Below are 26,762 nucleotides of genomic sequence, written 5' to 3'. Positions count from 1 at the left end.
TTTCGAGTCTCGTGGCCGGGCTGGCCGGCGCAGCTTTGGCTGTTTCCCCAGCCCAGGCCGCACCTCGTCCCGTACCCGAGGCCGTGATGTTGCAGTCGGCGGATCTTGGTGGGGCACAGCCCGGTCCGGTCGAGCCCGATCTGATCCACCCGTTGCTGCCGCAGCCATGCGCGGACGCGCCGGTGCCGCAGCCCATCGCACAGCGGAGTCTGGTGGCAGACTACGACCCGCGACACCGGGTGTACGAAAACGTGGGCCGCTACCGGCCCGGTGGCGCCCAGGCCTACCTGGCCGCGCTGAAGGACCAGCTGGCCCGGTGCCGGGCCGGCGGCGACGAGACAGGCTTTCGCGGGATCGCCGAAGACACCGCTGGACCGGACACGGTGCTGTTCATCCGGCAGTACGACGAAGGCGACCGGTGGGCCGCCTATCTCGTGGCCGCGGTGGGACGGTATGTGGTGGTCGTTCTCGTGACCGATCCCGTGGTGGGCGCCGGCGACTACACGATCGTCAACGACTTCGGCCGCGCCGCCATCGACAGAGCGCGGGCGACCTGATCACGGTCGGCTCGGTCTGATCTCGTCGAATGCCTCAGCCGCCCATCGCCGGCACATCGGGTCCGTGCAGGTGTCCAGAAATACACGCGCGGCGGCGGCGATGTGCCGGCGGTGGACGGCCAGGGCCGGATCCCGTACGAGCACGACCGCCACGGTGATCGCCTCCTGCCGAACTCCGGGGTGCGGATCGTCCAGAAACGCGGCGGCGGCCTCGTACATCTGAGGACGGAGCTGCCGGACCGCGCGCCACGTCGACGTCGCAGACTCCAGCGGCGAGAATCCGGCGAGCTCGACGAACTCGCGGACTCGGACGTCGCCGACCGCGTCGGCGACCCGCGACAGCCACGTCAGCAGGTGCCCTCGCAACGGCCGGAGCCTGCCGTCCGGGCTCCGGATCACCGTATCGCCGCCCGCTTTGCGATCCAGGAGCGCCAGCACGTACCGGACGGCCGGCACCGCCGGCTCGAACACGTTCGGATACTCGAGGAACGCGTCCCACAGGTACGACAGGCCCCTCGTCACCGACTGTGGATCGTCGGTGCCCAGGCCATGCAACAGCGACCACATGTCCGGGGCCGGGCGCCGGTCTTCCTCCGCCTGGCCGGCCCTCACGATGTCGTCGACCATGGTGCGAAGGTCAGCTCGATCCTCAGCCACGGCAGCATGATGGCACGGCCCTGACAAGCCGGTGGCGATCCCTACATCCACAACATCGTCCATCGCTTCACTTGATCGTCTTGTGATCAGGTGCGCGCCCATCGGCGTGGGCGGGCGCCGCCGGCAGCAGTCGCCAGCAACAACGGATCGCGGCCGAGGAGAACGTCGCGTGAAAGGCACTTCAAACGGCAAAGGCAAGAGGGCCGGGGCCCCTCGTTACTAGCCTCGGATCTATGCCGAACCCGCCGCAGTCAGGCATCGGGCCTGGTGCCCCCAGGGGCAGTGGCCTCCATTACGTCGTATTCGGGGTGCTTGGCCTGACCGGTGTGGCGGTCCTTGCCTACCTTGTCTTCGTGCTCCCGTGGTGGCTGGCGTTGAGGGACGAAGAGGAGTGGGACCGAAACTGCTGCCAGCCGACTCCCGCCACAACAGCGCCCTTCGCGCCGCCAACGGCACCCCAACCGTCACCGACCTAGCCTCCGAATGGTCGGGCAAGTAGTGGGCCGGGCAGGTCAGCGCCTCCGGGGCGAGCTGGGCGGCCGGTCGCGGATCGCCTGGATCAGCGGCTGCTCATCAGCGACCGGCCGACGCGTACCGGCTGACGCACACCGGCTGACGCACACCGGCTGACGTCTCTCTGCTCCCGGTTCGTGCCGAGGAGATCGGTGGTCGGATTCGTGCAACAGTTCGTGCCTGCCGAGCGTGTTGGTACGTCGGGAGGTGGGAATGGTCGAGGACTTCGGGTCGTTCGTCCGTGACCGTACGTCTGCGCTGCTGCGCTATGGCTTCGTACTGTCGGGCAATCCCCATGATGCCGCTGATCTGGCGCAGGAGGCGCTGGTCCGGTTGGGGGAGCGGTGGTCGCGGGTCTCCGCGCGGGGCGACCCGGAGGGCTACGTTCGCACGACCATGGCGCGGCTGCACATCAGCTGGTGGCGGCGGCGTCGGCGGGAGCATCCGGTGGTGGTGCTGCCCGAGCAGGGCTACGTCGACGCCGGTATCGCCGAAGCCGAGGGTGATCTCGGTCTGTGGCGTGCGGTGACCGCCCTGCCGCCCCGGCAGCGAGCGGTGCTCATGCTGCGCTATCACGAGCAGCTCAGCGACGAGGAGATCGCCCGCTTGCTGGGGGTTTCCCGAGGAACGGTGCGCAGTCAGGCCGCTCGTGGCCTGGACAAGCTGCGCGAGGTTGCCGAGTCGCCGGTGGCGGCACAAGTCTTGGGGAGGTAGCCGCGCATGCGCGACTTGGAGGAAGATCTGACCCGTACGTTCCGGGCTGCCGGTCTCGTGGCCCCGAACGCCGAGCCGGGTTTCTCGGTGGCCCTGACCGCCCGCCGGCGCCGGCGGGCACGGACCAGGATGGCCGGCGCCTTCGCGGCGGTCGTCGCGGTCGCGGCCGGGATGGCTGTCCTCGCCTCACCCCTGGTACGGCAGCCGGACCCCCTGGTACGGCAGCCGGATCTGGCACAGCCTCTCGGCCCTGCGCCGTTGCCGACCGGGTCGTTGCCCACCGTCGACCTGTCCCTGTCCAGGCCGATTCGGGACCTGTGGCCGGACGCGTTCGTCGAGCTGCCTCTGCGGCTCCCGGACGGACGGCGGTATTCCGTTCAGGCGGAACTGGGCGGCGACGCGTACCTCGTCGTGCCGTGGGATGATCAGAAACGGTTCCCGCCGGTGGTGTTCGACGCCCGGACCGGTGTGGCGCGTGAGCTGGGAACGGCTCGCACGCCCGGCTTCCTCGGGTACGACCTGGCCGGCACCTATCTGACCGAGCACCACATCGCGTGGGTGGTGGCGGCGCAGGACAGCCACGGCGCCAGGTATGTCGAGGTGTGGAGCGCGCCTCGGGACGGCGGCGCAGCCGTGCGCCGGGCGATGTTCGGCCCGGGTGACATCAGCGTGTCGGTCGCCGAGGTCGGCGGGGTCTTCTACGCCGGCATCGAGCCCTTCGCGGGGGAGGGGGCGGTCTACCGGATCCCGGATGCCGGCGAACCGCAGAAGGTGCCCGGCAGTGAGGGGTACACCCTTCGGTACGGGCCGTGGGCCGTGCATCGCTCGGCGCGGTCGAATGCCGGCAACGCGGCGGTGGCGCCGGTGGAAACTCCCGGGTTCTGGAACGTCGCCACCGGCGAGCGTCGCACACCGCGCGCCCTGAGCGGGGTCACCCTGATCGATTGCAATCCCCGCGTCTGTGTCGGACGGGCCGGAGGCAGCCTGGTCAGCTACGGCATCGACGGCAGCCGGCCGTTGCGGACGAGCGACGACGCGGTGGATCCCGCCGGCGCCGACACGTGCGACTCGTGCCCGTCACAGATCAACGTGTTCTACGACGACAGTTACGGCCGGTTCCTTCAGCTCCGGCTCAGGTCCGGGGTTTACCTGTGGGACCGGAACACCAACACGGTCGGCACGCAGCAGGACGGGTCCTCAGGGGACGGAGACGTGATCGACATGGGCCAACCCGGCGGCAAGCAGCACCTGCTCCTTCTCAGCCGGATCCGCTGATGGGCGGCTGGGGCCCACGGCCGGCGGCATGACAGGTAGGTGTGTCGCGGGCCGGAGGGGTGGTGAACTCACCGCGGCTTCGTCGGCGGAGGCTCTCGGCTCAGGGCATGCGGGCGGCCAGCCCGTCGAGGAGGATGTCGAGCATCAGGGGGAAACCGGCGGCGTTGTGGAAGCGGCCACCGTCGGCGGCCCAGCGGTTGTAGTTCGGGTAGCGGCCGGTCGCGACGATCTCGTCGTGGATCGGTTTGACCGCGGCGCGCAGATCGTCGTCGGTGGGCAGGCCGACGCGCCGGCGCATCTTGAGCTCCTCGGCGAGTTGCAGGGCCGTGCCGATGGTCAAGCTGTTGACCATGCCGAGGTAGGTCATCGCCGTGGCCGGGTCGAGGAACGACAGGGCACCGAGGCCGTAGTCGGTCAGCCGTAACGCGTTCGGGCCCAGTGGCGGACGGGTGTGCACCAGCTCCGCGAACCACTGGTGGCGCTGCATCATGTCCCAGTTCGCCAGCGCCAGCGCCCGCAGGTCGGCCCGCCAGTCGCCGCTCGGGGCGGGGGTGGACACCTCGCCGCACGCGGCGTCGAGCATCAGGTCGACCAGGCCGTCCTTGCTGCCCACATACCGATAGAGGGACATGGGGGTGCTCGAGCCGAGGGCGGTGGCCACTCGCCGCATGGTCGCGGCCGGCGCGCCCTCGGCGTCGGCGATCTTCAGCGCGGCGCGGACGATGCGGTCGCGGCTGAGGTTCGGCTGTTGCCCGCCCGGCGGCTCGGGCAGTGACCAGACCAGCGAGCCTGGGGCCTCCGCCATCGCGCCTCCTGTGGTGACTGTTGACGTCACTCTACCGACGCGTGTACAACGTACACTCACTGTACGACGTACACGGAGGTGGTTCGTGCGAATTCCGGTGATCATCAGTGGTGGTGGCCTGGTCGGGCTCACCGCCGCCCTGCTCCTGCGAGCCCACGACGTCGAGGTGCTGCTGGTCGAGCGGCACGGCGGCACGTCGCCGTTGCCCAAGGCACGCCGGTTCAACACCCGGACGATGGAGGTGTATCGGCAGCTCGGCATCGCTGACGAGGTGGAACGGGCCGCTGCCGATCTCGCCGACTTCCAGGCCATGCGGGCCGGGCCGACGCTGATCGAGTCGCAGGTCCTGCCCGGCCCCCCGGCCGGTGACGTCAGCGATCTCGTCGCCGCCTCGCCGATGCTGCCCTGTTTGTGCGCCCAGGACGCCCTCGAACCGGTGCTGCGTGAGCTGGCCGCACAACGAGGCGCCGACCTGCGATTCGGCCACGAGCTCGCCGGCTTCACGCAGGACGCGCGGGGAGTCACCGCCACCGTCACCGGACCCGACGGCCCCTACCGGGTCGACGCCGACTACCTCGTCGCCGCCGACGGCGCGCGGAGCCCGATCCGGGAGGCGCTCGGCATCACCCGTACCGGACGCGGCACCCTCGGCCGGGCGACGACCGTCTACTTCCGGGCCGACCTCGGCGCGGCCGTCCATGGCCGGGAGTTCAACCTGTGCCAGCTCGACGACGCCCGTACGCCCGGCGCCCTGGTCTCCATCAACGGCACCGACCGGTGGCAGTTCATGACCGACGTCGTCGGCGTTGCGGAGGCCGACTGGCCCGCCCATCTGCGACGCGTCATCGGACTGCCGGACCTCGGCATCGAGCTGATCACCGTGCAGGACTGGGAACCGACGATGAAGGTCGCCGACCGATACCGGGCCGGCCGCGTCTTCCTCGCCGGCGACGCCGCGCACGTGATGCCGCCGTTCGCGGCCCAGGGCGCCAACACCGGCATTCAGGACGCGCACAATCTCGCCTGGAAGCTGGCGATGGTGCTGCGTGGGGACGCCGGCCCCGGACTGCTGGACAGCTATCACACCGAGCGCCACCCGATCGGGCTCCTCGCCGCCGAGCAGTCCAGCCTGCGCAGCGGCGACCTGCGGGCGCCGACCGGCTTCGGCTCGGAACGACCGGAACTCGTCCATCCGTTCGTCCTGATGCTCAGTTACGGCTACACCGACGGCGCTCTCGTGCCCGACGGCGGGCCACCGTTCCCGACCGACCGCCTGGAACTCGTCGGCCGGCCCGGCACCCGGGTGCCGCACCTCTGGCTACAACCCGGCCTGTCCACCCTGGACCTATGCGGTACCGGCTTCACCGTGTTCTCCGGCGGCGCCGATGTCCCCGGATTTGAGGCGCATCCCATGCTCGGCCTGGACCACGACGAGGTCATGGTGGTCCGCCCCGATCAGGTGGTCGCCTGGCGCGGCAGGGCCCGCGATGCGATCGACCGGGTGCTCGAAAGGCTGACGGGACGAATGGGATGATGACTGTGCCTTCAGTTCGTCCAGGTCGAGATCGTCCGCGGTGATCGCCTCCTCGGGGGCAAGGCCTGCGGCGGCGCACCATGCCCGCGTGGCCGGTGGGAGGCCGGTGCTGCGCCAGATCCCGACCAGGGTGCGCAACTGCGGCACGGCGCTGAGGCGCCGCCACCGGTCCGGCCGCGAAAGGTCCGCCGGGGTCATCGCTTCGAGCCAGGTCAGGATCTCGTCGTACGGAATGAATCGCAGCCCGTCGATGCAGTGCAGCAGCCTGTTGCGGTCGGGTCCGTCGAGGCCGTCGGTCTGCCGCCGGAGTTCGGCCACCGTCCAGCCTCTGCTCAGCAGCTCGGCCGCGATCAGACGCTGACTGCCGGCCTCCGGATACTCCGCCGTGACCCGCTGCCCACCGGCCTCGATCAGCGGCCTCCACGCTTCTTCGGGCAGCGATCTGTTCCGCGGGTGGTAACGCAGGTTCTCGGCCGGTTCCGGGTCGCCGAGGGCCGCGCTGACGACCGCGACGGCAGCGCCGCCCGGGTGGGCCGTCCGCGCGTACGAGATCCACCAGGAATTCAGATGGTCGACAGCGGCGATGTTGCCGCCGAACGGTCCTCGGATCCACGCCTCGGCCTCGGCCGCCGGGATGGCGAGGTGTTCGAGCGCCGTCATGATCGGACCGCTGCCGACCTCCTCACCCTCGTCGTCGACGCCGGGCGCGGCGAGCATCGCATCGAGCCGGTTCTGCTCCCAGTCGTTGAGCAGCAGCGCCGCCCGTGCCTGGGCGGTCCGCTCCGGCGGAAGCACACGCTCGGCACGCTGTGGTGGCAGCCCGCAGTCCTTGGGCCGGGGCCGGGGAGGCGGTTTCGGCCCCTCCTCGGGGAGGTACAGGCGCCGTTTGGCTGCCGCCGACCACACCGGCGCCCGCATCAACTCGCGGAGGTACGGCCGGGCCCGCTCGATCAGGTCCACCCGCACAGCGTCGCCCGGATCACGGTCGCTCACAAGTCGTCGCCGGCCGGAACGTCGCTGCTGCCGCCGGAAGCCGTGCCGGGCAGGATCGCGGGCCGGTGGGTTCAGGCGCGTGCCCAGCGCTGGTTGGCGCCGTTGTGGCAGCCCCAGACGACGACGGACGTTCCGTTCGCGGTCGCGGCGCCGCTGACGTCCAGGCACAGGCCGGTCTGGGCGTTGCTGATCGAGCCGTTGCCGTTGACGTTCCACTGCTGGTTGGCGCCGCCGTTGCAGTCCCAGATCTGGGCGCGGGCGCCGGCGGCGGCGTTCGGCGCCACGTCCAGGCATTTGCCGAGTACCCGCAGCTCGCGGCCGTTCTGGCTGAACTGCTGGTTGGCGTCGGTGTGACAGTCCCAGAGCTGCGTCAGGGCGCCGTTGGCCGGGCTGGCCCCGCTGACGTCCAGGCAGCGGCCGGCCGACTCGCTGCGCAGCCGGAACGTGGCCGGTCCGGGGCCCGGGTCGGTGGTGGCGAACTGGGCGAAGAAGTTCCACACCACCTGCCGGGTCCAGGAGCGTTCGCCGGGCTCGTAGTCGCCGGCCGACCCGTCGACGGGTCCCGGGGTGTGACCGGCGTCGAACGCGGCCCACGTGACCGGATATCCGCTGCGGCAGCCGGCGTAGGTGGTGACGGTGTGGGTGAGGCTGCCCTGCGTGGGTTCCGGCGGGTTCTGCGGCGTACACCCGTTGTTCCTGACGAACCGGTCCCGCAGTGACCGGCCCTGGGCGATGTTGAGCACCGGGTCCCGCAGCCCGTGCAGTCCGATGTAGGCGACCGGCTGGGTTCCGCCGGTGCAGCCGCTGAGCTGCCCGCCGGAGTAGACCGCGACGGCCCGGAACACGGTGGGGCGGGCGCAGGCGAGGGCGTAGCTCATCGCGCCGCCGTAGCTGAAACCGCCGGCGAAGACCTGGGCCGTGTCGACACACAGTCCGGCCTGGATCTGGCTCACCATGGCGTCGACGAAGGCCAGGTCCTCGCCGCCGGAGTTGGCCCATCCGTTGTTGAGCCCCTGCGGGGCGACGAAGATCGCGCTGTTGCCGGACAGTGCCCGGAGCCCGTAGTACGACCAGGGGTAGCCGCTGGTGCCGCCGGAGTCGACGTCGCCGGCGGTGCCGCCGTTCCAATGGAAACCGAAGATCAGGCGGTACGGGCGGCCGGAGTCGTAGCCGTCGGGGATCCGCAGGATGTAGGTACGGGTCCGCCCGTTGGACTGGATGGTCCGGGTGCCGCTGGTCAGCGTCGGCGCCGTGCCGCATCCACCGCTCGGCGCGAGCGCGACGGCCGCCTGTGCCGATGCCGGCGGGGTGACGCCGAGGAGGCCGGCGGCGATGAGGACCAGTGCCGCGACGACGGCCGGCAGGATGCCGCGCGGGCGTGGTGAAACGACCATGATCGACCTTCCGTCGATGGTGACAGCGAGAGTGAGAGCCCGGTGGCGCGGCAGCACGGAAACGGCTGGTCGCCGGAGACGCGGTGCCGGCCGGGTTCGTCCACGGGCTGCAGGCGCCGTCCTGTCCTGTGGTCGACTCGGCCAGCATGGGAGGCGCATCGCTCGATGTCAATGCGACCATTCACGGGCGGCCCGCGTGACACTTTTCCGGGTTTTATCTTGCTCGCATTCCGAGATTTATCGATTGACGGCCGTCGCTTGACATGGTGGAAACACCGTCTTAACGTCGGCCGGGCAAAGGTAATACGTCATATGCAGTCCGGGCGGCCTCGCCGAGCCGTCCCGCCATCTTCGCTGCGCTGACGACCGCACGGTCCCCGACATCCCCCCGGGCACTGGAGTTCGCCATGCCTTCTTTCCCACGAAGCCGCCACCGCCGACCGTCCCGCCGCACCATCCGCATGGGAGCGGCGGCGTCCGCCGTCCTTCTGGCCGTCGGCATCAGCGCGGCCATCGCCGGCCCGGCGTCGCCGGCCGCCGCCCACCCGGTCAACGCCGCCGACTTCCAGCAGGTCGAGCTCGCCCGCGGAGTCGCGGAGATGGGCGAGCCGATGTCGATGGCCGTGCTGCCCGACCGCTCGGTCCTGCACACCGCCCGCAACGGTGTCCTGCGCCGTACCACCGCCGCCGGTGTCACCAGCGTGATCGGCACGCTGCCGGTGTACACCCACGACGAGGAGGGTCTGCAGGGGGTGGGGGTCGACCCCGGCTTCGCCGGCAACCGGTTCATCTATCTCTTCCACGCGCCACCCCTCTCCACGCCCAGCGGCGACGCGCCGGCCACCGGTACGGACTTCTCCGCGTGGAACGGCGTGAACCGGCTGTCCCGGTTCACGCTCAACGCCGACTTCACCCTGAACGTGAGCAGTCAGGTGACAGTGCTGGAGGTCGCGACCAACCGGGGCATGTGCTGCCATGTCGGCGGCGACATTGACTTCGACGCGGCCGGCAACCTCTACCTGTCCACGGGCGACGACTCGAACCCGTTCGACTCCGGTGGCTACACCCCCATCGACGAGCGCAGCAACCGCAACCCGGTCTACGACGCGCAGCGCAGCGCCGGCAACACCAACGACCTGCGCGGCAAGGTGCTGCGGATCAAGGTGAACGCGGACGGGTCGTACTCGATCCCCTCGGGCAACCTGTTCCCGCCGGGCACCGCCCGCACGCGGCCGGAGATCTACGCGATGGGGTTGCGCAACCCGTTCCGGCTCAGCGTCGACAAGCCGACCGGTGCGGTGTACGTCGCCGACTACGGTCCCGACGCCGGCACCACCACCTCGACGCGCGGTCCGGCCGGCCAGGTCGAGTTCAACCGGATCACCTCCGCCGGCAACTACGGCTGGCCCTACTGCACCGGCACGAACACGACAAACGAGACGTACGTGGACTACACCTTCCCGTCCGGGCCCTCGGGGAGCCGGTTCAACTGCGCCGCGCCGGTCAACAACTCCCCGCGCAACACCGGGCTGACCAACCTGCCGGCCGCCCGGCCGGCGTGGATCAAGTACGACAACTGCTCGCTGGCCGCGTTCGGGTGCGGCTCGGAGTCGCCGATGGGCGGCGCGGTGTACCGCTACGACGCGGCGAACCCCTCCACCGTCAAGTTCCCGGCGGCCCTCGACGGCCACTACTTCGCCATGGAGTTCGGCCGGCGCTGGATCAAGAGCATCGACGTGAACGCGGACGGCTCGGCCGGGCAGATCAGCGACTTCCCGTGGCGCGGCACCCAGATCATGGACAGCGCCTTCGGGCCCGACGGAGCCCTGTACGTGCTGGACTACGGCACCGGCTGGGGCAGCGGTGACGCCAGCTCCGCCCTGTACCGCATCGAGTACAACCAGGCCGGCAACAACCAGACCCCGATCGCCCGCATCGCCGCCGACCGGACCTCGGGCACCGCGCCGCTGACCGTCGGCTTCTCCTCCAGTGGTTCGTCGGACCCCGAGGGTGGCGCCCTGAGCTACGCGTGGAACTTCGGCGACGGCGGCACCTCCTCCGCGGCCAACCCCAGCCACACCTTCACCGGCGACGGCCAGCGCACGGTGACGCTCACCGTGACCGATCCCGCCGGACTGACCGCCAACGCCTCGGTGACGATCACCGTCGGCAACACCGCACCCACGGTCACCCTGAACACGCCGGTGGACGGAGCGCTGTTCGACTTCGGTGACAACGTGCCGTACACGGTCACGGTCTCGGACCCCGAGGACGGCACCGTGGACTGCAGCCGGGTGAAGGTCAGCTACTACCTCGGTCACGACGAGCACGCGCATGCGATCACCTCGAGCACCGGATGCTCGGGAACGTTGCAGATCCCGGTGGACGGCGAGCACGACACGGCGGCGAACCTGTACGCGGTGTTCGACGCGGAGTACACCGACCGGGGCGCCGGTGACCAGCCCGCTCTGACCACCCACACGCAGCAGATCCTGCAGCCCCGGCACCGGCAGGCGGAGCACCGCAGCAGCCAGTCGGGCACCGGCCTCTACGACAAGACGACAGCGGAGGGCGGCCGGACCGTCGGCGACATCCAGAACGGCGACTGGATCGCCTTCCAGCGCTACGCCCTCGCCGGCGAGAGCCGCTTCACGGCCCGGGTCTCGTCCGGCGGCGCCGGCGGCACCCTCTCGGTCCGCGCCGGTTCGGCCACCGGCACGGTGCTCGGCACGGTCACGGTGCCGGTGACCGGCAGCTACGAGACCTTCACCGAGGTGTCGACGACACTGTCCGGGGTCCCGGCCGGCACCACCACGCTGTACCTGACCTTCCAGGGCGGCGCCGGAACACTGTTCGACGTCGACGCGTTCACGTTCGGCGCCGCCCCCAGCGGCGGCGCCACCGGCCGCATCGTCGGCGCGAGCGGCGCCTGCGTCGACGTCAACGGGGCGAGTTCGGCCGACGGCACGAAGATCCAGCTGTGGACCTGCAACAACGGGACCAACCAGCAGTGGACCCGGACCGGCGCCACCTGGCGGGCGCTGGGCAAGTGCATGACCGTCGCCGGCGGCGCGACGACCGACGGCAGCCTGGTGCAACTGTCGGCCTGCAACGGCTCCGGGGCGCAGAACTGGACCGCCGGATCCAACGGTTCGCTGGTCAACACCCCGTCGGGCAAGTGCCTCGACGCCAACGGCAGCAGCTCGGCCAACGGCACTCAGCTGATCATCTGGAGCTGTCACGGCGGCACCAACCAGCGCTGGACCACGCCATGAGAGGAACCCCGGCCATGCGATCACTGACCCGCACCGTCCTCGGCGCCACGGCCGCGGTGCTGCTGAGCATCGCGAGCCTCGGCGGCACCCCGGCGAGCGCGGCCGACACACCGTACGACGTGCTCGTGTTCTCCAAGACCGCCGGCTTCCGGCACGACGCCATCCCGGCCGGCATCCAGCTGATCCGCGACCTCGGGGCGGCCAACAGCTTCACGGTGACCACCACCGAGGACTCCGGCCAGTTCACCGCCACCAACCTGTCCCGGTTCGAGGCTGTCGTCTTCCTCAACACCACCGGCGACGTGCTCGACAACACCCAGCAGAGCGCCTTCGAGAACTACATCCGGGCCGGTGGCGGGTACGTGGGCATCCACTCGGCCTCGGACACCGAATACGACTGGCCGTTCTACGGCGAACTGGTCGGGGCCTACTTCGCCTCGCATCCGGCGATCCAGCAGGCGACGGTACGGGTGGAGAACCGGGCGCACGCGGCCACCGCCGGACTGCCGCCGACGGTCGCGCGTACCGACGAGTGGTACAACTTCCGGACCAATCCGCGCTCGTCGGCCCGGATCCTGTCGGTGCTCGACGAGTCGACCTACTCCGGCGGCACGATGGGCGCCGACCACCCGCACACCTGGTGCAAGACCCTCCAGGGCGGGCGGTCGTTCTACACCGGCGGCGGTCACACCCAGGCCTCCTACACCGAGGCGGGCTTCCGGGCGCAGGTGCTCGGCGGCATCCGGTACGCCGCCGGCCGTACCCGGGCCGACTGCCGTCCGGAGACCGGCTACACCACGCTCTACAACGGCTCCACCACAGGTTGGTCGCAGGCGGGCACGGGTGGGTTCGCCAACGGCAACGCGACGCTGACGTCCTCCGGCGGACCGGGCCTGCTGTGGTACAGCGCCAAGGAGTTCCGCTCCTACTCGCTGAAACTCGACTGGATGATGCCGGGCGACGACAACTCCGGCGTGGTGATCGGCTTCCCGGCCGGCAGCGACCCGGACGCGGCCCTGGCCGGTGGGTACGAGGTGCAGATCGACGCCACCGACGCCACGGACCGGACGACCGGCTCGGTGTACGGGTTCAAGTCGGCCGACATCACCGCCCGGGACGCGGCGCTGAACCCGCCCGGCGAATGGAACACCTACGAGTTGCTGGTCGAGGGGGAGCGGCTCCAGGTCTTCCTCAACGGCGTCAAGATCAACGACTTCACCAACACCGATCCGGTACGGTCGCTGGCGTCGGGCCACATCGGCATCCAGAACCCGGGCGCCGGCGACGACGTCTCGTTCCGCAACATCCGGATCAAGGAGACGGGTGGCACGACACCCCGCACCGGCGCGATCACCGGCGCGGCCGGCAAGTGCGTCGACGTCAGCGGCGCCAGCTCCGCCGACGGCACCAGGATCCAGCTGTGGCGCTGCACCGGCAGCACCAACCAGCAGTGGACGGCCGACGCGAACACCCTGCGCTCGCTCGGCAAGTGCATGAGCGTCGCCGGCGGCAGCACCGCGAACGGCGCCCAGATCCAACTGTCGGCCTGCACCGGGTCCGCCGCCCAGACCTGGACCCCGGCGGCCAACGGCTCCCTGGTGAACCCGCAGTCGGGCAAGTGCCTGGACGCCAACGGCGCCGGCACCGCCGACGGAACCCCCTTGATCATCTGGACCTGTCACGGCGGCGCCAACCAGCGCTGGACCCTGCCGTGAGACACCGCTGGGAGACCGCTGATGTCTGAGACGACACGCCGGAGACTGCTCGCCGCCGGCACGGCCGGAGCCGGATCCACGCTGCTGCCGGCCCGGTGGACCGCCGATCCCGTGGCGGCGGCGCCACCGGCGGGCACGCGGGCCGCCGGAGACCTGCGGCTCTGGTACGACGAGCCCGCCGGCACCGACTGGCTGCGTGCCCTGCCCCTGGGCAACGGACGCCTCGGCGCCATGGTGTTCGGCAACGTCGACACCGAACGGCTGCAGCTCAACGAGGACACCGTGTGGGCCGGCGGACCCTACGACTCGGCGAACACCCGGGGCGCCGGCAACCTGGCCGAGATCCGGCGGCGAGTCTTCGCCGACCAGTGGGTCCCGGCCCAGGACCTGATCAACCAGACGATGCTCGGCACCCCCGTCGGGCAACTGGCGTACCAGCCGGTCGGTGATCTCCGGCTCGCCGTCGGCAGCGCCACCGGGGCGACGCAGTACCAGCGGGCTCTCGACCTGACCACCGCCACCGCCACCACCACGTACGTGCAGAACGGTGTGCGCTATCAGCGGGAGGTGTTCGCGAGCGCACCGGACCAGGTGGTGGTGACCCGGCTGACGGCCGACCGGGACGGTGCGATCTCCTTCACCGCCACGTTCGGCAGCCCGCAACGGACCACCGTGTCCAGCCCGGACTCCGCGACGATCGCCCTCGACGGGATCTCCGGCTCGATGGAGGGCATCACCGGCTCGGTACGGTTCCTGGCCCTGGCCGGGGTGAGCGCCACCGGGGGGACGGTCAGCAGCTCCGGCGGCACGTTACGGGTCTCCGGAGCCACCAGCGTCACCGTGCTAGTGTCCATCGGCTCCAGCTACGTCGACTACCGTACGGTCACCGGCGACTACCAGGACATCGCGCGACGTCACCTCACCGCTGCCCGTACCGTCGGATTCGACCAGCTCCGGGCCCGGCACGTGGCCGATCACCAGGCGCTGTTCAACCGGGTCACGATCGACCTCGGACGTACCGCGGCCGCCGATCAGACCACCGACGTGCGCATCGCCCAGCATGCGAGCGCCGACGATCCGCAGTTCTCGGCGCTGCTGTTCCAGTACGGCCGGTACCTGCTGATCGCCTCCTCCCGGCCGGGCACGCAACCGGCGAACCTGCAGGGCATCTGGAACCAGGAGATGGCGCCGTCCTGGGATTCCAAGTACACCCTCAACGCCAACCTGCCGATGAACTACTGGCCCGCCGACACCACCAATCTCGCCGAGTGCCTGCTGCCGGTCTTCGACATGATCGATGACCTGACGGTGACCGGGGCCCGCACCGCCACCGTGCAGTACGGCGCCCGGGGCTGGGTCACCCACCACAACACCGACGCCTGGCGTGGATCGTCGGTCGTCGACGGCGCGCTGTGGGGCATGTGGCAGACCGGCGGCGCCTGGCTCGCCACGATGATCTGGGACCACTACCTGTTCACCGGCGACGTCGAGTTCCTCCGCGCGAACTATCCCGCGATGAGGGGCGCCGCACAGTTCTTCCTCGACTCGCTGGTGACCCATCCCGCACTCGGATATCTGGTCACCAACCCGTCGAACTCGCCCGAGCTGCCCCACCACGCGAACGCCAGCGTGTGCGCCGGCCCGACCATGGACAACCAGATCCTGCGCGACCTGTTCAACGCTGTCGCGCGGGCCGCCGACGTGCTGGGGACGGACGCCACGCTTCGCTCCCAGGTGCTGGCGGCCCGGGACCGGCTGGCCCCGACCAAGGTCGGCTCGCGGGGCAACATCCAGGAGTGGCTCGCCGACTGGGTGGAGACCGAGCGCACGCACCGGCACGTCTCGCACCTGTACGGCCTGCACCCCGGCAACCAGATCACCCGCCGGGGCACACCCGCCCTGTACCAGGCCGCACGCCAGACCCTGGAGCTGCGCGGCGACGACGGGACCGGCTGGTCACTCGCCTGGAAAATCAACTTCTGGGCGCGGCTGGAGGACGGCGCGCGGGCCCACAAGCTGCTGCGCGACCTGGTCCGTACCGACCGGCTCGCGCCGAACATGTTCGACCTGCACCCGCCGTTCCAGATCGACGGCAACTTCGGCGCCACCTCGGGCATCGCCGAGATGCTGTTGCACAGCCACAACGGCGAGCTGCACGTGCTGCCCGCGCTGCCGCCGGCCTGGCCGTCCGGCAGCGTCACCGGCCTGCGCGGCCGGGGCGGACACACCGTCGGCGCCTCCTGGAGCAGCACCCGCACCGAACTCGTCATCACCCCGGACCGCGCCGGCACGGTCCGGGTCCGCAACCGGATCTTCGCGGGCGCCTTCGAGCTGCGCGACGACACGACCGGAGCCGTGCTGCAACCGGCGCGACCCGAGACCGACGTCGTCGAGTTCGCGGGCCAGGCCGGCCACACCTACCGCGCGTCGGCCACGGCGTCCGGGCCGGTGGAGACCGGCGTGTACTACCGGCTGGTGGCCCAGCACAGCGGGAAGGCCGCCGACATCAGCGGCGCCTCGACCGCCGCGGGCGCGCAACTGATCCAGTGGCAGGCCGGCACCGCCGCCAACCAGCAGTTCGACTTCGTGAGCTCCGGCGGCGGCTTCCACCGGATCCGGGCCCGGCACAGTGGCCTGGTGCTGCAGGTCGCCGGCACCGCCACCGGCGCCGACATCACCCAGCAGCCCGACACCGATGCCACCGGCCAGCAGTGGCGGGTGGAGGACCGCGGCGGCGGGGTCGTCGCGCTGATCAACCGGCTGAGCGGCCTCGCCATGGACGTGTGGCAGGCGGCCACCACCGACGGCGCGCGCATCTCCCAGTGGACTCCCGGCACCGGCGCCAACCAGCGTTTCCAGCTCCAGCGCGGTTAGGGCTTGCCGGTGACCGCCGGTGGGTACGGGAAGATCGTGGGCACGCGAGAGAGCTGGCGGGACGTGGTGGCGGGCGACAATCGGATCTCGCGTGCCGCGATCGCGGTCGGCCGGATCGGTGGGGACCTGTGGACCGACGGGGACGACCTGCTGTTTCCGGCCTGCTCGGTCAGTAAGCATGTCGCCGCCTTCGGGACGCTGCGGCTCGTCGCCGACGCGGTGCTCGGCCTCGACGACGACATCAACGAGCATTTGCGCGGGTGGCGGCTGCCGGGGGAGGGGACGGTCACCGTACGCCAGCTGCTGTCGCATACCGCGGGGCTGACCGAGTACTGGCTTCCCGGATACGCCGCCGGGTCACCCGTACCGTCGCTGGATCAGATCTTGCGGGGTGAGCCGCCGGCGAACACGCCTGCCGTGCGACGGGAGCTGACCCCCGGCGCGGTGTTCCGGTATTCGGGCGGCCACTACGCCGTTCTGGAGAAGCTGCTCGAGGATGTGACCGGGACGCCGTTCGACGAGTTGATGGACCAGCTCGTGCTCGCACCGGCCGGCATGGTGGACAGCAGCTTCGACCAGGGGTTCCCGCATGCGCATCGGCGGCGGGCCGCACGCGGGCACCGTGACGGGGTGCCCGTGCCGGGCGGCTGGCACACCCAGCCGGAGCGGGCCGGCGCCGGGCTGTGGAGCACCCCGGCGGATCTGGTGCGGCTGGAGCTGGAGATCGCCCGTGCTGTCGCCGGTGAGTCGCCGCTGCTGCCGCGGGACCTGGCCGGGCAGATGGTGACGGCGCAGGTGCCGGGCGGGTTCGGCCTCGGGGTCGAACTCGGCGCCGGGTTCTACGGGCACACCGGCCAGAACACCGGGTTCAGTTGTTTCTCGTTCATGTGGCCGGCGGCCTCGACGGCGGCCGTGGTGATGACCGACGCCGAGGACTGCCGGGACACACTGCTGGCCCTCATCGCGCTGGGCACGGCGGAGTGGACCTGACGCGACGCCCGCGAACGCGCCGGCGGCCGGCGACCGCCACCGGCCCGGTGGCGGTCGCCGGACGTTGCGTCGTTCAGCGATATCCGGCCGCGACGATGTCGGCCTGTACGGCGTTCTCGGTCGCGTCCGAGGGGTAGCCGGCGACGACGGCGCCCTCGTAGAACGTGCCGGCGCTCTGGTTGGCGCCGCCGTCGGGTTTGCAGCAGTCACCGCCGCTGCCGAGCACGATGGCGCCCTGCTTGCGCATCGGGCTGTAGCCGGCCGGCAGCGAGCCGTCCCAGAGCGTGTACAGGTTGCCGGTCTGGGCGTTGCTGCCTTTGATGGCGAACCGGGAGGTCCCGTTGTTCTTCAGCGTGGCGGTGACGAACTTGCTGGTGAAGGCGCGCTGGTTGGTGTTCCAGGCGCTGCTGCCGCCGGGGAACAGGCCCCATTCCAGATCGGCCTGCACCCACGGCCCGGCTCCGGAACAGCCGCCGAACCAGCAGCTGGTGCCGAAGTAGATGGCGTCCATGGCCCCGGCGGCGTCGGCTTTGCGGGTGGTCTCGCTGTTGCCGTAGTCGAAGCAGCAGCCGCTGTTGACGTGCGTGCCGCTGGTGACCATGTACACGCCCTGGGGTGCGCTGCCGGTCGGGACTCCGGTCAGGTGCCCGTCGCGCCAGTAGCTGTTGCCCGGATTGATGTAGAGCGAGTACGCCTTCGCGCCGCCGACGGTGAGGGACTCGGTGGTGGCGACCGCGGGCCGGCTCTGCGGTGATCCGGGCACGACGGTCGAGCCCTGATACCACAGGTCGTTGCCGCGGCCGGACTGGTCGTAGAGGACGGTGACGACGCAGGTGGCGCCGGCGCAGAACGCGTCCTGGCCGGCGGCGTCGGCCGTGCCGCCGGCGAGGGCGCCGATGTTGCGGGTGCTGTTGTCGGAGCTGCGCCGGACCTGGTAGAGGTTGCCGCGGTACGAGCCGTAGAGCGCTCGTACGGTGCTGTGCGCCGCCACGCAGGGTGTGCCGCCGGCGGCGTAGAGGTCACAGGGCCGGTTGCCGGCGCCGCCCGGGGTGAGCTGCGCCCACTGCTGGTTGGACTGGCCGTTGCAGGCCCACAGGTGGATTCTGGTCCCGTTGGCGGTGGCCGCTCCGCTGGCGTCGAGGCACAGTTCGGACTGCACGCCCGTGACGGTGCCGTTGTCGTTGACGTTCCACTGCTGGTTGGACTGGCCGTTGCAGTCCCAGATGACGACGGCGGTGCCGTTGGTGGTGCCCCGGCCGGAGGCGTCCAGGCACTTGGTGCCGTACACCGTCAGTTGCTTGCCGCTGGTGTACGTCCACTGCTGGCCGGCCGCGCCCGAGCAGTCGTACAGCTGGGCCTGCAGGCCGTTGGTGGTGGCGGAGTTCGCGATGTCGAGGCAGCGGCCCGACTGGCCGCCGGTGATGCGGGTGGGGGTGCCGACGGTGGCGGCCTGGGCGGCACTGACGGCGCCGCCGGTGAACAGGAGAGTCAGGACCGCGGTGACGACGAGGCCGCGGCGCGTTCTGCCGGTCATGGTGTCCTCCGGGGGATCAGCGGCCGAGCAGCCGCCACGTCTGGTTGAGCGGGCTCGCCTGGGCGGGCGGGTTGCAGGCCCACTGGTGGATCAGCGCCCGCGTGGCGGTGGAGACGCCGCTGACGTCGACGCATTTGCCGCTGTGCCGGGCGACGAGCTGGTAGTCGTGCGGATCGTTGCCGGGGTAGGTGACCCGGCGCAGGGTGAACTGCTGGTTCTGCCCGGTGCCGCAGGTCCACTGGTGCACGGCGGCGCCGTCGGCGGTGGACACCCCGCTGACGTCGAGGCACTTGCCGCTCTGCTGGTTGACGATCGTGTAGGTGTCGGCGACGCCGGCCACCGGCCGCAGGACCCACTGCTGCTGGTCACCGCCCTCGCAGGGGAACTGCTGCTGCCGGTTGCCGTCGGTGGTGCGCAGGTCGGTGTTGTCGAGGCATTGGCCGCTGTGCTGGGCCACGGCGACGGTCGTGACGCTCGTGTCGGTGGGCGGCAGCAGCGTGATGGTGTAGGCGTCGGTGATCGTGGTGTTGGTGACGGTGACCGCCGTGGCGTTGCCGGTGAGGGTGACGATCCGGTCCTGGACGGTGACCGGGCCGGCCACCGCACCGCCGCCGTTGTGCGGGATGCGCTGCACCCGCACGCGGACCTGGTTGCCGACGACGACGCCGCTGGTGCTGCCGAGGTTGCGCAGGTTGACGGTGACGGTGCCGGTGGTGCGGCCGCCGCCGACGAGGATCCTGGCGGTGCCGGTGGTCATGGTGGCGTAGGCGTCGTAGCCCGCGGACGGTGTGGTGGCCACGCCCGTGCCGGTCTGTCCCGCGTAGAAGCGGTAGACCCACCATTCGCCCTTGGGCTGGTACTGCCCGGCGGCGTTGTGGGTGAGCAGGTTGCCGAGGTCGTTGTGCAGGTTGCCGCCGCTGGCCCAGTTGGCGCGCAGGCCGTCCGCGCCGGCGCGTTCCAGCCGGGTGATGTACCAGGCGCCGTCGGCCGGGTTCTGCTCGTCGGCGGCGCCGTACTCGTTGATCTGGTACGGCCTGGGGTGCGCGATGCCGCGGGAGTCGAGTGTTGTGGTCGCCGCGGCGACGTTGGCCACCGGGTCGCTGGGCAGGGCGTGCCAGCTGATGATGTCCGGCACTGTGGCGGTGGCCTTGACGTGGTCGAGGTACTGGTTCCACCAGGCGCCGGTGGTGGTGGGCACGCCGGCCAGGCTCGGGCCGACGATCAGGGTGCCCGGCATGTCGGCCCGCAGCCGCTGATGGGTGCGGCGCCAGAGTTCGAGGTACTGCGCCTGGGGGCGGTTCCAGAACAGGGTGATGTTGGGTTCGTTCCAGATGTCCCACTGCACCGGGACGCCGGTGGCTTTCACGTCGGCGATCACCCGGGTGAGGAAGGCGTCGTAGTCGCGCCAGTCGCCGTTGTCGCCGGGGAACCGGGAGATCGGAGCCCCGTCGGCGCCCCACAGGTCGTGGGGCAGCAGGACGAACGTGCCGCCGAGGGCCTTGGTGCGCAGCATCTGCGCGCGGGTGGCGTTCCATCGTCGGTCGTATCCGCCGCCGACCCAGCCGCCGCCGGCCAGCTGGGCGCCGCCGGCCCGCATGGCGCGGTACCCGACGTCGGTGAAGAAGTGGTCCGGGGGTGCCGCGCCGTTCTCGGTCATCCCGTAGATCCAGCCGGACGCCCGGTGGGCCGGCGTGGTCGTGGGGGCGGCGAAGTCGACGCTGATGCTCTGGTCGTCGGCGCGTGCCGGTGACGCGGCGACGAGCAGGCCGAGGGCTGCCAGCGCGGCTGACAGCAGGAGGCCGGGGCGGGCCGGGGTGGGGGATGCGGGTCTCACGGTGCCTCCGGTCGGGGAAAGGACAGCGGGAGGACGGACGGTTCAGGTGGTCCGGGCGGGCCCGGTGCTGTCTCGCAACGAGATGGGGGGTGTGAGCAGCAGGTGGCGCGGCGGTGCGGTGGGTGTGGCGATCCGTTCGAGGAGCAGGGCGACGGCGTGCGCGCCCATCTCCAGGGTGGGGACGTCGGCCGCGGTGAGCTGGGGGCGGAAGCCCTCGGCCCAGTGCCGGGCGGCGACCCCGGCGATCGACATCTCGCGGGGGACGGCGACGTCGAGCCGCTCGATGCCGCGCTGCAGGCCGGGCAGCGCCGCCTCGTTGATCGTGGTGATGGCGGTGACCCCGGGGTGCCGGTCGCGGAGCTGCTCGAACCACTCCTCGCCGGCGGCGGGGTCGTCGGCGCACGGCAGGTCGACGCCGGTCAGGCCGCGCTGGTGGATCGCCTCGGCGAAGGCGGCCTGGGCGCGATGGGCCGGGCCGTATCCGGCGGCGATCAGCTCGGTGGAACGGTTGAGCAGGGCGATGCCGCGGTGCCCGAGGTCGGCGAGGTGGTGCACGCAGCGGGCCACCAGCGTGCCGTAGTCGACGTCGACCCAGCAGGTGCCGTGCGGGTGGGCGGTGTGGCCGATGGTGACGAAGGGGAGCCCTTCGCGGTGCAGCCGGGTGACGCGTTCGTCCTCGAGCCTGATCTCCATGAGGATGACGCCGTCGACACGGTTGCCGGAGATCAGGCGCTCGAACGACCGGTCGTGGTCGCCGCCGGAGGGGCTGAGCAGCACGTCCAGATCGGCTTGTGCGGCCGCCTCGACGACGCTGGCGACGAAGCCGAGTTGCATGTCGGTCAGCCGTGCGCTGGCCGGGGGGATGACCAGTCCGAGGGTACGGGTGCGGCCCTCCTTCAGTGCGCGGGCGGCGGCGTTGGGCCGGTAGCCGAGTTCGTCGATCACCGCCTGGATCCGTTGCCGGGTCTCCGCGCTGACCGGACGCCGGCCGGTCAGCGCGTACGACACGGTGCTGCGTGACACGCCGGCCCGGCGGGCGATCTCCCCGATGTTCACGGGCACCTCCTGCCTCGGCCTTGCCAGGGTGTCGAATCGGTTCGAGGCCGAGGCTAGGCATCCAGATTGAAGAATGTCAATAGCCGGTTGACTCTCCTGCGACGGCGGTCCTAGATTCGGCCCATCGAGTGGTCGAATCGATTCGACTCCCGACGAGAGGCGGCACCCCGTGACCACACCCTTCTCCGTGCGGGAGATCCCGTTCAGCTTCCCGGGATCGTGGTTCGGCATCTCCCCGGTGGTGGCGGAGGCGAGCTACGCCGACGACCTGCACCTGGTCTCGCACCAGCGGGGCATGCACGCGATCCTGCGTTTCGAGCCCCGGCACGCCGACGGCCGCGCCGAGACCCGGGTGACGGCGCGGCCGGAGAGGCTGCGGTGGGAGCACCCGTCCGGTCATGTCGAAATGGTCTACGAGAGCGCCGACACGATCCGCTTGCGCGGCGCCGGCCTGGGCATGCGCATCGGGGCCGCGGCGACGACCCTGACACCGTTCGCCGGCACCTACCTCTACCGGGACCCGCGTGACGGGTCGCCCGTGTTCACCTCGTACGAGACCGGCCGGCGCTACCGGATCACCGTCCTGTCCGGGACCCCGCGGACCCCGGCCGGGGCCGGCCTCCTCGGCTCCGGCGACCGGCATCTCGAACTGTCCGGCGAGGCGTCCTGGGAGCTGGCCGTCGAGGAGTACACGACCAGCCGTGATCCGTACCGTGCGGTGGCTTCGTTCGAGGAGGTGGCCCGCGCCGCCGCCGACGCCTTCCACGACTACGTCGAGGCGATCGCGCCCTGGCGTGACGCCGGCACCCCGGCCGCGGAACTCGCCACCTACGTGCTGTGGTCCGCGACCGTGGCGCCGGGTGGATTCCTGCGCCGGCCGGCCGTGCTGATGTCCAAGCACTGGATGGACAAGGTGTGGAGCTGGGACCACTGCTTCACCGCGCTCGCGCTCGCCGGCGGCGATCCCGAGCTGGCCTGGCACCAGTTCACCCTCCCGTTCGATCACCAGGATCCGACCGGGGCGCTGCCGGACTCGGTGGCCCATTCGGAGGTGCTCTGCAACTTCGTCAAACCACCGATCCACGGCTGGGCGTTCCGTCGCCTGCGGGAGCGGCTGCCCGAGCCGCTGAGCCGGGACCGGCTGGCCGAGACCTACCGGCGGCTGAGCGACTGGACCACGTTCTGGCTCACCCAGCGCCGTGCCCCCGGTCAGCCGCTCCCGCATTACCAGCACGGCAACGACAGCGGCTGGGACAACGCCACCACCTTCGACGCCGGGCGCGTGCTGGAGACCGCCGATCTCGCCGCCTTCCTGATCATGCAGCTACGGGAGGTCGCCGCCCTCGCCGCCGAGCTCGGCGACGCCCGGGCGGCGAGCGGATGGTCGGCGACCGCCGAGCAGCTCCACACCGCGTTGCTGGACACCCTGTGGGACGGCAGCCGCTTCCTGGCCCGGGACCCGGAGACCGGGGCGACCACGAGCAGCACCAGCCTGCTCGCGCTCATGCCGCTCTGCCTCGGCGCCGATCTGCCCGAGGAGGTCCGCACGGCGCTGGCCGCGGGCCTCAAGGCACACCTCACGCCGTACGGGCCGGCCACCGAGCCGCTCGACTCGCCCCGACACGTCGCCGACGGCTACTGGCGTGGCCCGATCTGGGCGCCGGTCACCCTGCTGATCGAGGACGGCCTGCGCCGGGCCGGTCACGACGACCTCGCCGACGACGTCAGCAGCCGGTTCCGGGCGCTGTGCGAGGCGTCGGGCTTCGCCGAGAACTTCGACGCCGGCACCGGAGCCGGTCTGCGGGACCGGGCCTACACCTGGACCGCCGCCGTGTACCTCGTCCTGGCCGAGGATCACCGGCGCCGCTGCTGATGTCGTGAATGCGCATTCCCCATCGCCGCCCGACCATTCCCGGGCCGGCGTTGTCACAGTTTTCCGGGCATCACATTGCCCGAATCACGTAAAACAGGGATTGACCGCCTTCGCTTGACATGACGGAAACGCCGCCATAACGTCGGCCGGGCAAAGGTCATACGTCATATGCAGGGTTGGGGCGGTCGCGCCGGCTGTCTCGCCATCCCCACTGCGGTGACGTCGCACCGTCTCGCCGACGTGCGATCCGGTGCCGAGCCGACCGGCCAGCCCCGTCATCCCCCATGCGCTGGAGTTCCCCATGTCCTCATCCCTGAGCCGCCGTCGCCTGCTGCAAGCCGCCGGCCTCGGTGCGGCCTCAGCCGCCGGTGGCGCTGCCGTCCTGCGGCCCGGACCGGCCGCCGCGGCAGTCGTCCCGCCCGCCCGGTCCGACATCGGTGTGTCGGCGTATCCGTTCGAGCTGGGCCAGGTCCGGCTCACGGCCGGCCGGTTCATGGACAACCAGACCCGCACCCTGAACTACCTGCGATTCGTCGACGTCAACCGCCTGCTGTACGTGTTCCGCGCCAACCATCGGCTGTCCACCAACGGCGCCGCCGCCAACGGCGGGTGGGACGCGCCGAACTTCCCCTTCCGCAGCCACATGCAGGGCCACTTCCTGACCGCGTGGGCGCAGGCGTACGCCGTACTGGGTGACACCACCTGCCGTGACAAAGCGAACCAGATGGTCGCCGAACTCGCCAAGTGCCAGGCCAACAACGCTGCCGCCGGATTCACCGCCGGTTACCTGTCGGGTTTCCCGGAGTCCGACTTCACCGCCCTGGAGGCGGGCAACGCCGTCTCCGTCTCCTACTACTGCATCCACAAGACCCTCGCCGGTCTGCTCGACGTGTGGCGGCACACCGGCAACACCCAGGCCCGCGACGTGCTGCTGAACCTCGCCGGCTGGGTGGACTGGCGCACCGGCCGGCTCAGCTACGCCCAGATGCAGGCCGTCCTGAACACCGAGTTCGGCGGGATGAACGAGGTCCTCACCGACGTCTACCAGCAGACCGGCGACGCGCGCTGGCTGGCCACGGCGAAACGCTTCGACCACGCGTCGGTCTTCGACCCGCTGGCCGCCAATCAGGACCAGCTCAACGGCAAGCACGCCAACACCACCATCCCGAAGGTGATCGGCGCCGCACGGGAGTACAAGGCCACCGGCACCACCCGCTACCGCGACATCGCCGCCAACTCCTGGAACATGATCACCCGGGCACACACGTACGTCATCGGCGGCAACAGTCAGGCCGAGCACTTCCGTCCGCCGAACGCGATCGCCGGTTACCTCGCCAACGACACCTGCGAGCACTGCAACACGTACAACATGCTCAAGCTCACCCGCGAGCTGTGGCTGCTCGACCCGAACCGGGCCGACTACTTCGACTACTACGAACGCGCCCTGCTCAATCACCTGGTGGGCGCGCAGAATCCGGCCGACAGCCACGGCCACGTCACCTACTTCACGCCGCTGCGTCCCGGCGGGCGCCGCGGTGTCGGACCGGCCTGGGGCGGCGGCACGTGGTCCACCGACTACAACAGCTTCTGGTGCTGCCAGGGCACCGGCATCGAGACCAACACGAAGCTGATGGACTCGGTCTACTTCTACAACGGCACCACGCTCACGGTGAACCTCTACGTGCCGTCGGTGCTGACCTGGGCCCAGCGCGGGATCACCGTCACCCAGGCCACCACCTACCCGGTCAGTGACACCACCACGCTGACGCTGACCGGTGCGATGAGCGGCTCGTGGAGCCTGCGGCTGCGCATCCCGTCCTGGACCGCCGGCCCGGTGATCAGCGTCAACGGCACGGTTCAGAACGTCACCGCGACACCGGGCAGCTACGCGACGATCACCCGCGACTGGGCCGCCGGCGACACCGTGACGCTGCGCCTGCCGATGCGCGTGATCATGAGCGCCGCGCCCGACAACGCCAACCTCCAGGCCATCACGTACGGACCCGCCGTGCTGTGCGGCAACTACGGCAACACGACGCTGTCCACGGCGCCGTCGCTGACGGTCTCCTCGATCACCCGTACCGGCGCCGGCAGCCTTTCCTTCTCGGCGACCGCGAACGGCACCTCGGTGAACGTCGGCCCCTTCCACGACGCCCAGGGCTTCAACTACGTCGTCTACTGGAACGCCACCGGCACCGGCACCGGCAACGACCCCACCGTCAAGCTGGTCAACGTCGGCACCGGCCTGGTGCTCGGCGTGCAGAACATGTCCACCGCCGACGGCGGCCTCGCCGTGGCCTGGGGCGACACCGGCACCGCCGACCACCTCTGGGCCCGGATCACCGACGGCTCCGCGGTCCGGTTCCGCAACGTCAACAGCGGCAAGGTCCTCGGTGTCGAGAACATGTCGACCGCCGACAACGCCCGCGTCCTGCAGTGGGGCGACACCGGCACCGCCGACCACCGGTGGACCCTGGTGGCCAACAGCGACGGCTCCTACCGCATCCGCAACGTCAACAGCGGCAAGGTCCTCGCGATCCTCAACGCGTCGAGCACCTGGGGCGCCCAGATCGTCCAGGAATCCGACAACGGCAGCGCCGACAACAACTGGCGACTCGTCCAGGCCGGCTGACGGCCGATCCCTCCAGGCTGAAGGAAAAGCAGAGATGACAGACGATTCCGTACGGCCCAAGCGCCGTACCGGTCTGCTCGCCGGCGCTCTCGCCGCGGCGACCGTGATCGCGTCGGTGGCGGTGGCCACCCTGGCCCACGCCGAACCCAGCGGCCCGCCCGGCACCACGCTCAAGGCGGCCGCCGAGCGCAGCGGCCGGTACTTCGGCGCCGCCATGGGCCGTGACCGGCTCAGCGACAACGGTTTCCTCACCATCGCGAACCGCGAGTTCGACATGATGACCGCGGTCAACGAGATGAAACCCGACGCGACCGAGCCCAACCGCGGCCAGTTCAATTTCAGCGCCGGTGACGCGATCTACAACTGGGCCGTCCAGCACGGCATGCGGGTCCGCGGGCACACGCTGGCCTGGCACGCGCAGCAGCCGCGGTTCTGGGGAAGTCTCAGCGGCAGCGGCCTGCGGCAGGCGATGATCGACCACATCAACGGTGTGATGGCCCACTACAAGGGCAAACTCGCCGCCTGGGACGTCGTCAA

At 70.8% G+C, this 26,762-nt stretch carries 17 protein-coding genes; 11 read left to right on the top strand and 6 right to left on the bottom strand.

What is annotated here, in order from left to right; genetic code table 11:
- The first annotated feature begins 11 nt into the window (after positions 1-11).
- The gene (locus BM290_RS47290) at positions 12-557 is read left to right on the top strand and encodes a hypothetical protein (RefSeq protein ID WP_143133763.1); all 546 of its coding nucleotides are present in this window, start codon (positions 12-14) and stop codon (positions 555-557) included.
- Here BM290_RS47290 and BM290_RS16300 read toward each other — a convergent pair whose 3' ends face one another.
- Positions 558-1,316, bottom strand: coding sequence for a hypothetical protein (locus BM290_RS16300; protein WP_143133762.1), 759 nt, complete (start codon positions 1,314-1,316; stop codon positions 558-560).
- 624 nt (positions 1,317-1,940) lie between these two features.
- Here BM290_RS16300 and BM290_RS16295 point away from each other — a divergent pair.
- On the top strand, positions 1,941-2,441 hold the full coding sequence (locus tag BM290_RS16295) for a SigE family RNA polymerase sigma factor (RefSeq protein ID WP_093614826.1): 501 nt from the start codon (positions 1,941-1,943) through the stop codon (positions 2,439-2,441).
- Positions 2,442-2,447: 6 nt separating this feature from the next.
- A complete protein-coding gene (locus tag BM290_RS16290; RefSeq protein ID WP_093614824.1) occupies positions 2,448-3,716 on the top strand; it encodes a hypothetical protein in 1,269 nt (422 codons plus the stop codon).
- A 100-nt stretch (positions 3,717-3,816) separates the two neighbouring features.
- Here the strand turns inward: BM290_RS16290 and BM290_RS16285 are convergent, their stop codons facing one another.
- Positions 3,817-4,521 carry a TetR/AcrR family transcriptional regulator gene (locus tag BM290_RS16285; protein WP_177319740.1) on the bottom strand — a complete coding sequence of 235 codons (705 nt, stop codon included), beginning with the start codon at positions 4,519-4,521 and terminating at the stop codon, positions 3,817-3,819.
- 85 nt (positions 4,522-4,606) lie between these two features.
- Here BM290_RS16285 and BM290_RS16280 point away from each other — a divergent pair, with 85 nt between their 5' ends.
- Positions 4,607-6,055, top strand: a complete 1,449-nt coding sequence (locus BM290_RS16280) for an FAD-dependent monooxygenase (protein ID WP_203779199.1) — start codon at positions 4,607-4,609, stop codon at positions 6,053-6,055.
- Between the two features lie 1,064 nt (positions 6,056-7,119).
- Here the strand turns inward: BM290_RS16280 and BM290_RS16275 are convergent.
- On the bottom strand, positions 7,120-8,442 hold the full coding sequence (locus BM290_RS16275) for an RICIN domain-containing protein (RefSeq protein ID WP_093614822.1): 1,323 nt from the start codon (positions 8,440-8,442) through the stop codon (positions 7,120-7,122).
- A 461-nt stretch (positions 8,443-8,903) separates the two neighbouring features.
- On the opposite strand from BM290_RS16275, the gene BM290_RS16270 reads away from it, so the two are divergent.
- The 4 genes from BM290_RS16270 to BM290_RS16255 are packed head-to-tail and all read left to right on the top strand — an operon-like array spanning position 8,904 to position 17,296.
- Positions 8,904-11,717, top strand: a complete 2,814-nt coding sequence (locus BM290_RS16270; protein WP_093614820.1) for a PQQ-dependent sugar dehydrogenase — start codon at positions 8,904-8,906, stop codon at positions 11,715-11,717.
- Positions 11,718-11,731: 14 nt separating this feature from the next.
- Positions 11,732-13,432 carry a ThuA domain-containing protein gene (locus BM290_RS16265; protein WP_093614818.1) on the top strand — a complete coding sequence of 567 codons (1,701 nt, stop codon included), beginning with the start codon at positions 11,732-11,734 and terminating at the stop codon, positions 13,430-13,432.
- A gap of 21 nt (positions 13,433-13,453) precedes the next feature.
- On the top strand, positions 13,454-16,306 hold the full coding sequence (locus BM290_RS16260; protein WP_093614816.1) for a glycosyl hydrolase family 95 catalytic domain-containing protein: 2,853 nt from the start codon (positions 13,454-13,456) through the stop codon (positions 16,304-16,306).
- A gap of 36 nt (positions 16,307-16,342) precedes the next feature.
- Positions 16,343-17,296 (top strand): serine hydrolase domain-containing protein, encoded by a 954-nt coding sequence (locus BM290_RS16255; RefSeq protein WP_203779198.1) that lies wholly within the window; start codon positions 16,343-16,345, stop codon positions 17,294-17,296.
- Positions 17,297-17,369: 73 nt separating this feature from the next.
- On the opposite strand, the gene BM290_RS16250 is transcribed toward BM290_RS16255, so the two are convergent.
- Genes BM290_RS16250 through BM290_RS16240 form a run of 3 tightly spaced genes read right to left on the bottom strand, consistent with a single transcriptional unit; the run spans position 17,370 to position 21,720 of the window.
- On the bottom strand, positions 17,370-18,830 hold the full coding sequence (locus BM290_RS16250; protein ID WP_093614812.1) for an arabinofuranosidase catalytic domain-containing protein: 1,461 nt from the start codon (positions 18,828-18,830) through the stop codon (positions 17,370-17,372).
- A 16-nt stretch (positions 18,831-18,846) separates the two neighbouring features.
- Positions 18,847-20,664 (bottom strand): RICIN domain-containing protein, encoded by a 1,818-nt coding sequence (locus BM290_RS16245; protein WP_239143434.1) that lies wholly within the window; start codon positions 20,662-20,664, stop codon positions 18,847-18,849.
- Positions 20,665-20,706: 42 nt separating this feature from the next.
- Entirely contained in the window at positions 20,707-21,720 is a 1,014-nt protein-coding gene (locus tag BM290_RS16240; protein WP_093615694.1) for a LacI family DNA-binding transcriptional regulator, read from the bottom strand.
- A 169-nt stretch (positions 21,721-21,889) separates the two neighbouring features.
- Between BM290_RS16240 and BM290_RS16235 the strand changes: the two genes are divergently transcribed.
- The 3 genes from BM290_RS16235 to BM290_RS16225 form a co-directional block, all read left to right on the top strand.
- Entirely contained in the window at positions 21,890-23,593 is a 1,704-nt protein-coding gene (locus BM290_RS16235) for an amylo-alpha-1,6-glucosidase (protein WP_093614810.1), read from the top strand.
- 301 nt (positions 23,594-23,894) lie between these two features.
- Positions 23,895-26,225, top strand: coding sequence for a beta-L-arabinofuranosidase domain-containing protein (locus tag BM290_RS16230; RefSeq protein WP_093614808.1), 2,331 nt, complete (start codon positions 23,895-23,897; stop codon positions 26,223-26,225).
- Positions 26,226-26,259: 34 nt separating this feature from the next.
- The coding region (locus BM290_RS16225; RefSeq protein ID WP_143133761.1) for an endo-1,4-beta-xylanase at positions 26,260-26,762 on the top strand (503 nt) is incomplete at its 3' end.

The organism is Actinoplanes philippinensis, from assembly GCF_900113015.1.
GTDB lineage: Bacteria > Actinomycetota > Actinomycetes > Mycobacteriales > Micromonosporaceae > Actinoplanes > Actinoplanes philippinensis.
The sequence above is the reverse complement of the archived record's forward strand: the minus strand, read 5'-3'. Positions and strand labels throughout refer to the sequence as shown.

What these genes read in the sequence shown, in the direction of transcription:
- BM290_RS16300 (WP_143133762.1), bottom strand. Translation starts at nt 1,316, where the DNA reads ATGGGCGCGCACCTGATCACAAGACGATCAAGTGAAGCGATGGACGAT.
- BM290_RS16295 (WP_093614826.1), top strand. Translation starts at nt 1,941, where the DNA reads ATGGTCGAGGACTTCGGGTCGTTCGTCCGTGACCGTACGTCTGCGCTG.
- BM290_RS16290 (WP_093614824.1), top strand. Translation starts at nt 2,448, where the DNA reads ATGCGCGACTTGGAGGAAGATCTGACCCGTACGTTCCGGGCTGCCGGT.
- BM290_RS16285 (WP_177319740.1), bottom strand. Translation starts at nt 4,521, where the DNA reads ATGGCGGAGGCCCCAGGCTCGCTGGTCTGGTCACTGCCCGAGCCGCCG.
- BM290_RS16275 (WP_093614822.1), bottom strand. Translation starts at nt 8,442, where the DNA reads ATGGTCGTTTCACCACGCCCGCGCGGCATCCTGCCGGCCGTCGTCGCG.
- BM290_RS16270 (WP_093614820.1), top strand. Translation starts at nt 8,904, where the DNA reads ATGGGAGCGGCGGCGTCCGCCGTCCTTCTGGCCGTCGGCATCAGCGCG.
- BM290_RS16265 (WP_093614818.1), top strand. Translation starts at nt 11,732, where the DNA reads ATGCGATCACTGACCCGCACCGTCCTCGGCGCCACGGCCGCGGTGCTG.
- BM290_RS16260 (WP_093614816.1), top strand. Translation starts at nt 13,454, where the DNA reads ATGTCTGAGACGACACGCCGGAGACTGCTCGCCGCCGGCACGGCCGGA.
- BM290_RS16250 (WP_093614812.1), bottom strand. Translation starts at nt 18,830, where the DNA reads ATGACCGGCAGAACGCGCCGCGGCCTCGTCGTCACCGCGGTCCTGACT.
- BM290_RS16230 (WP_093614808.1), top strand. Translation starts at nt 23,895, where the DNA reads ATGTCCTCATCCCTGAGCCGCCGTCGCCTGCTGCAAGCCGCCGGCCTC.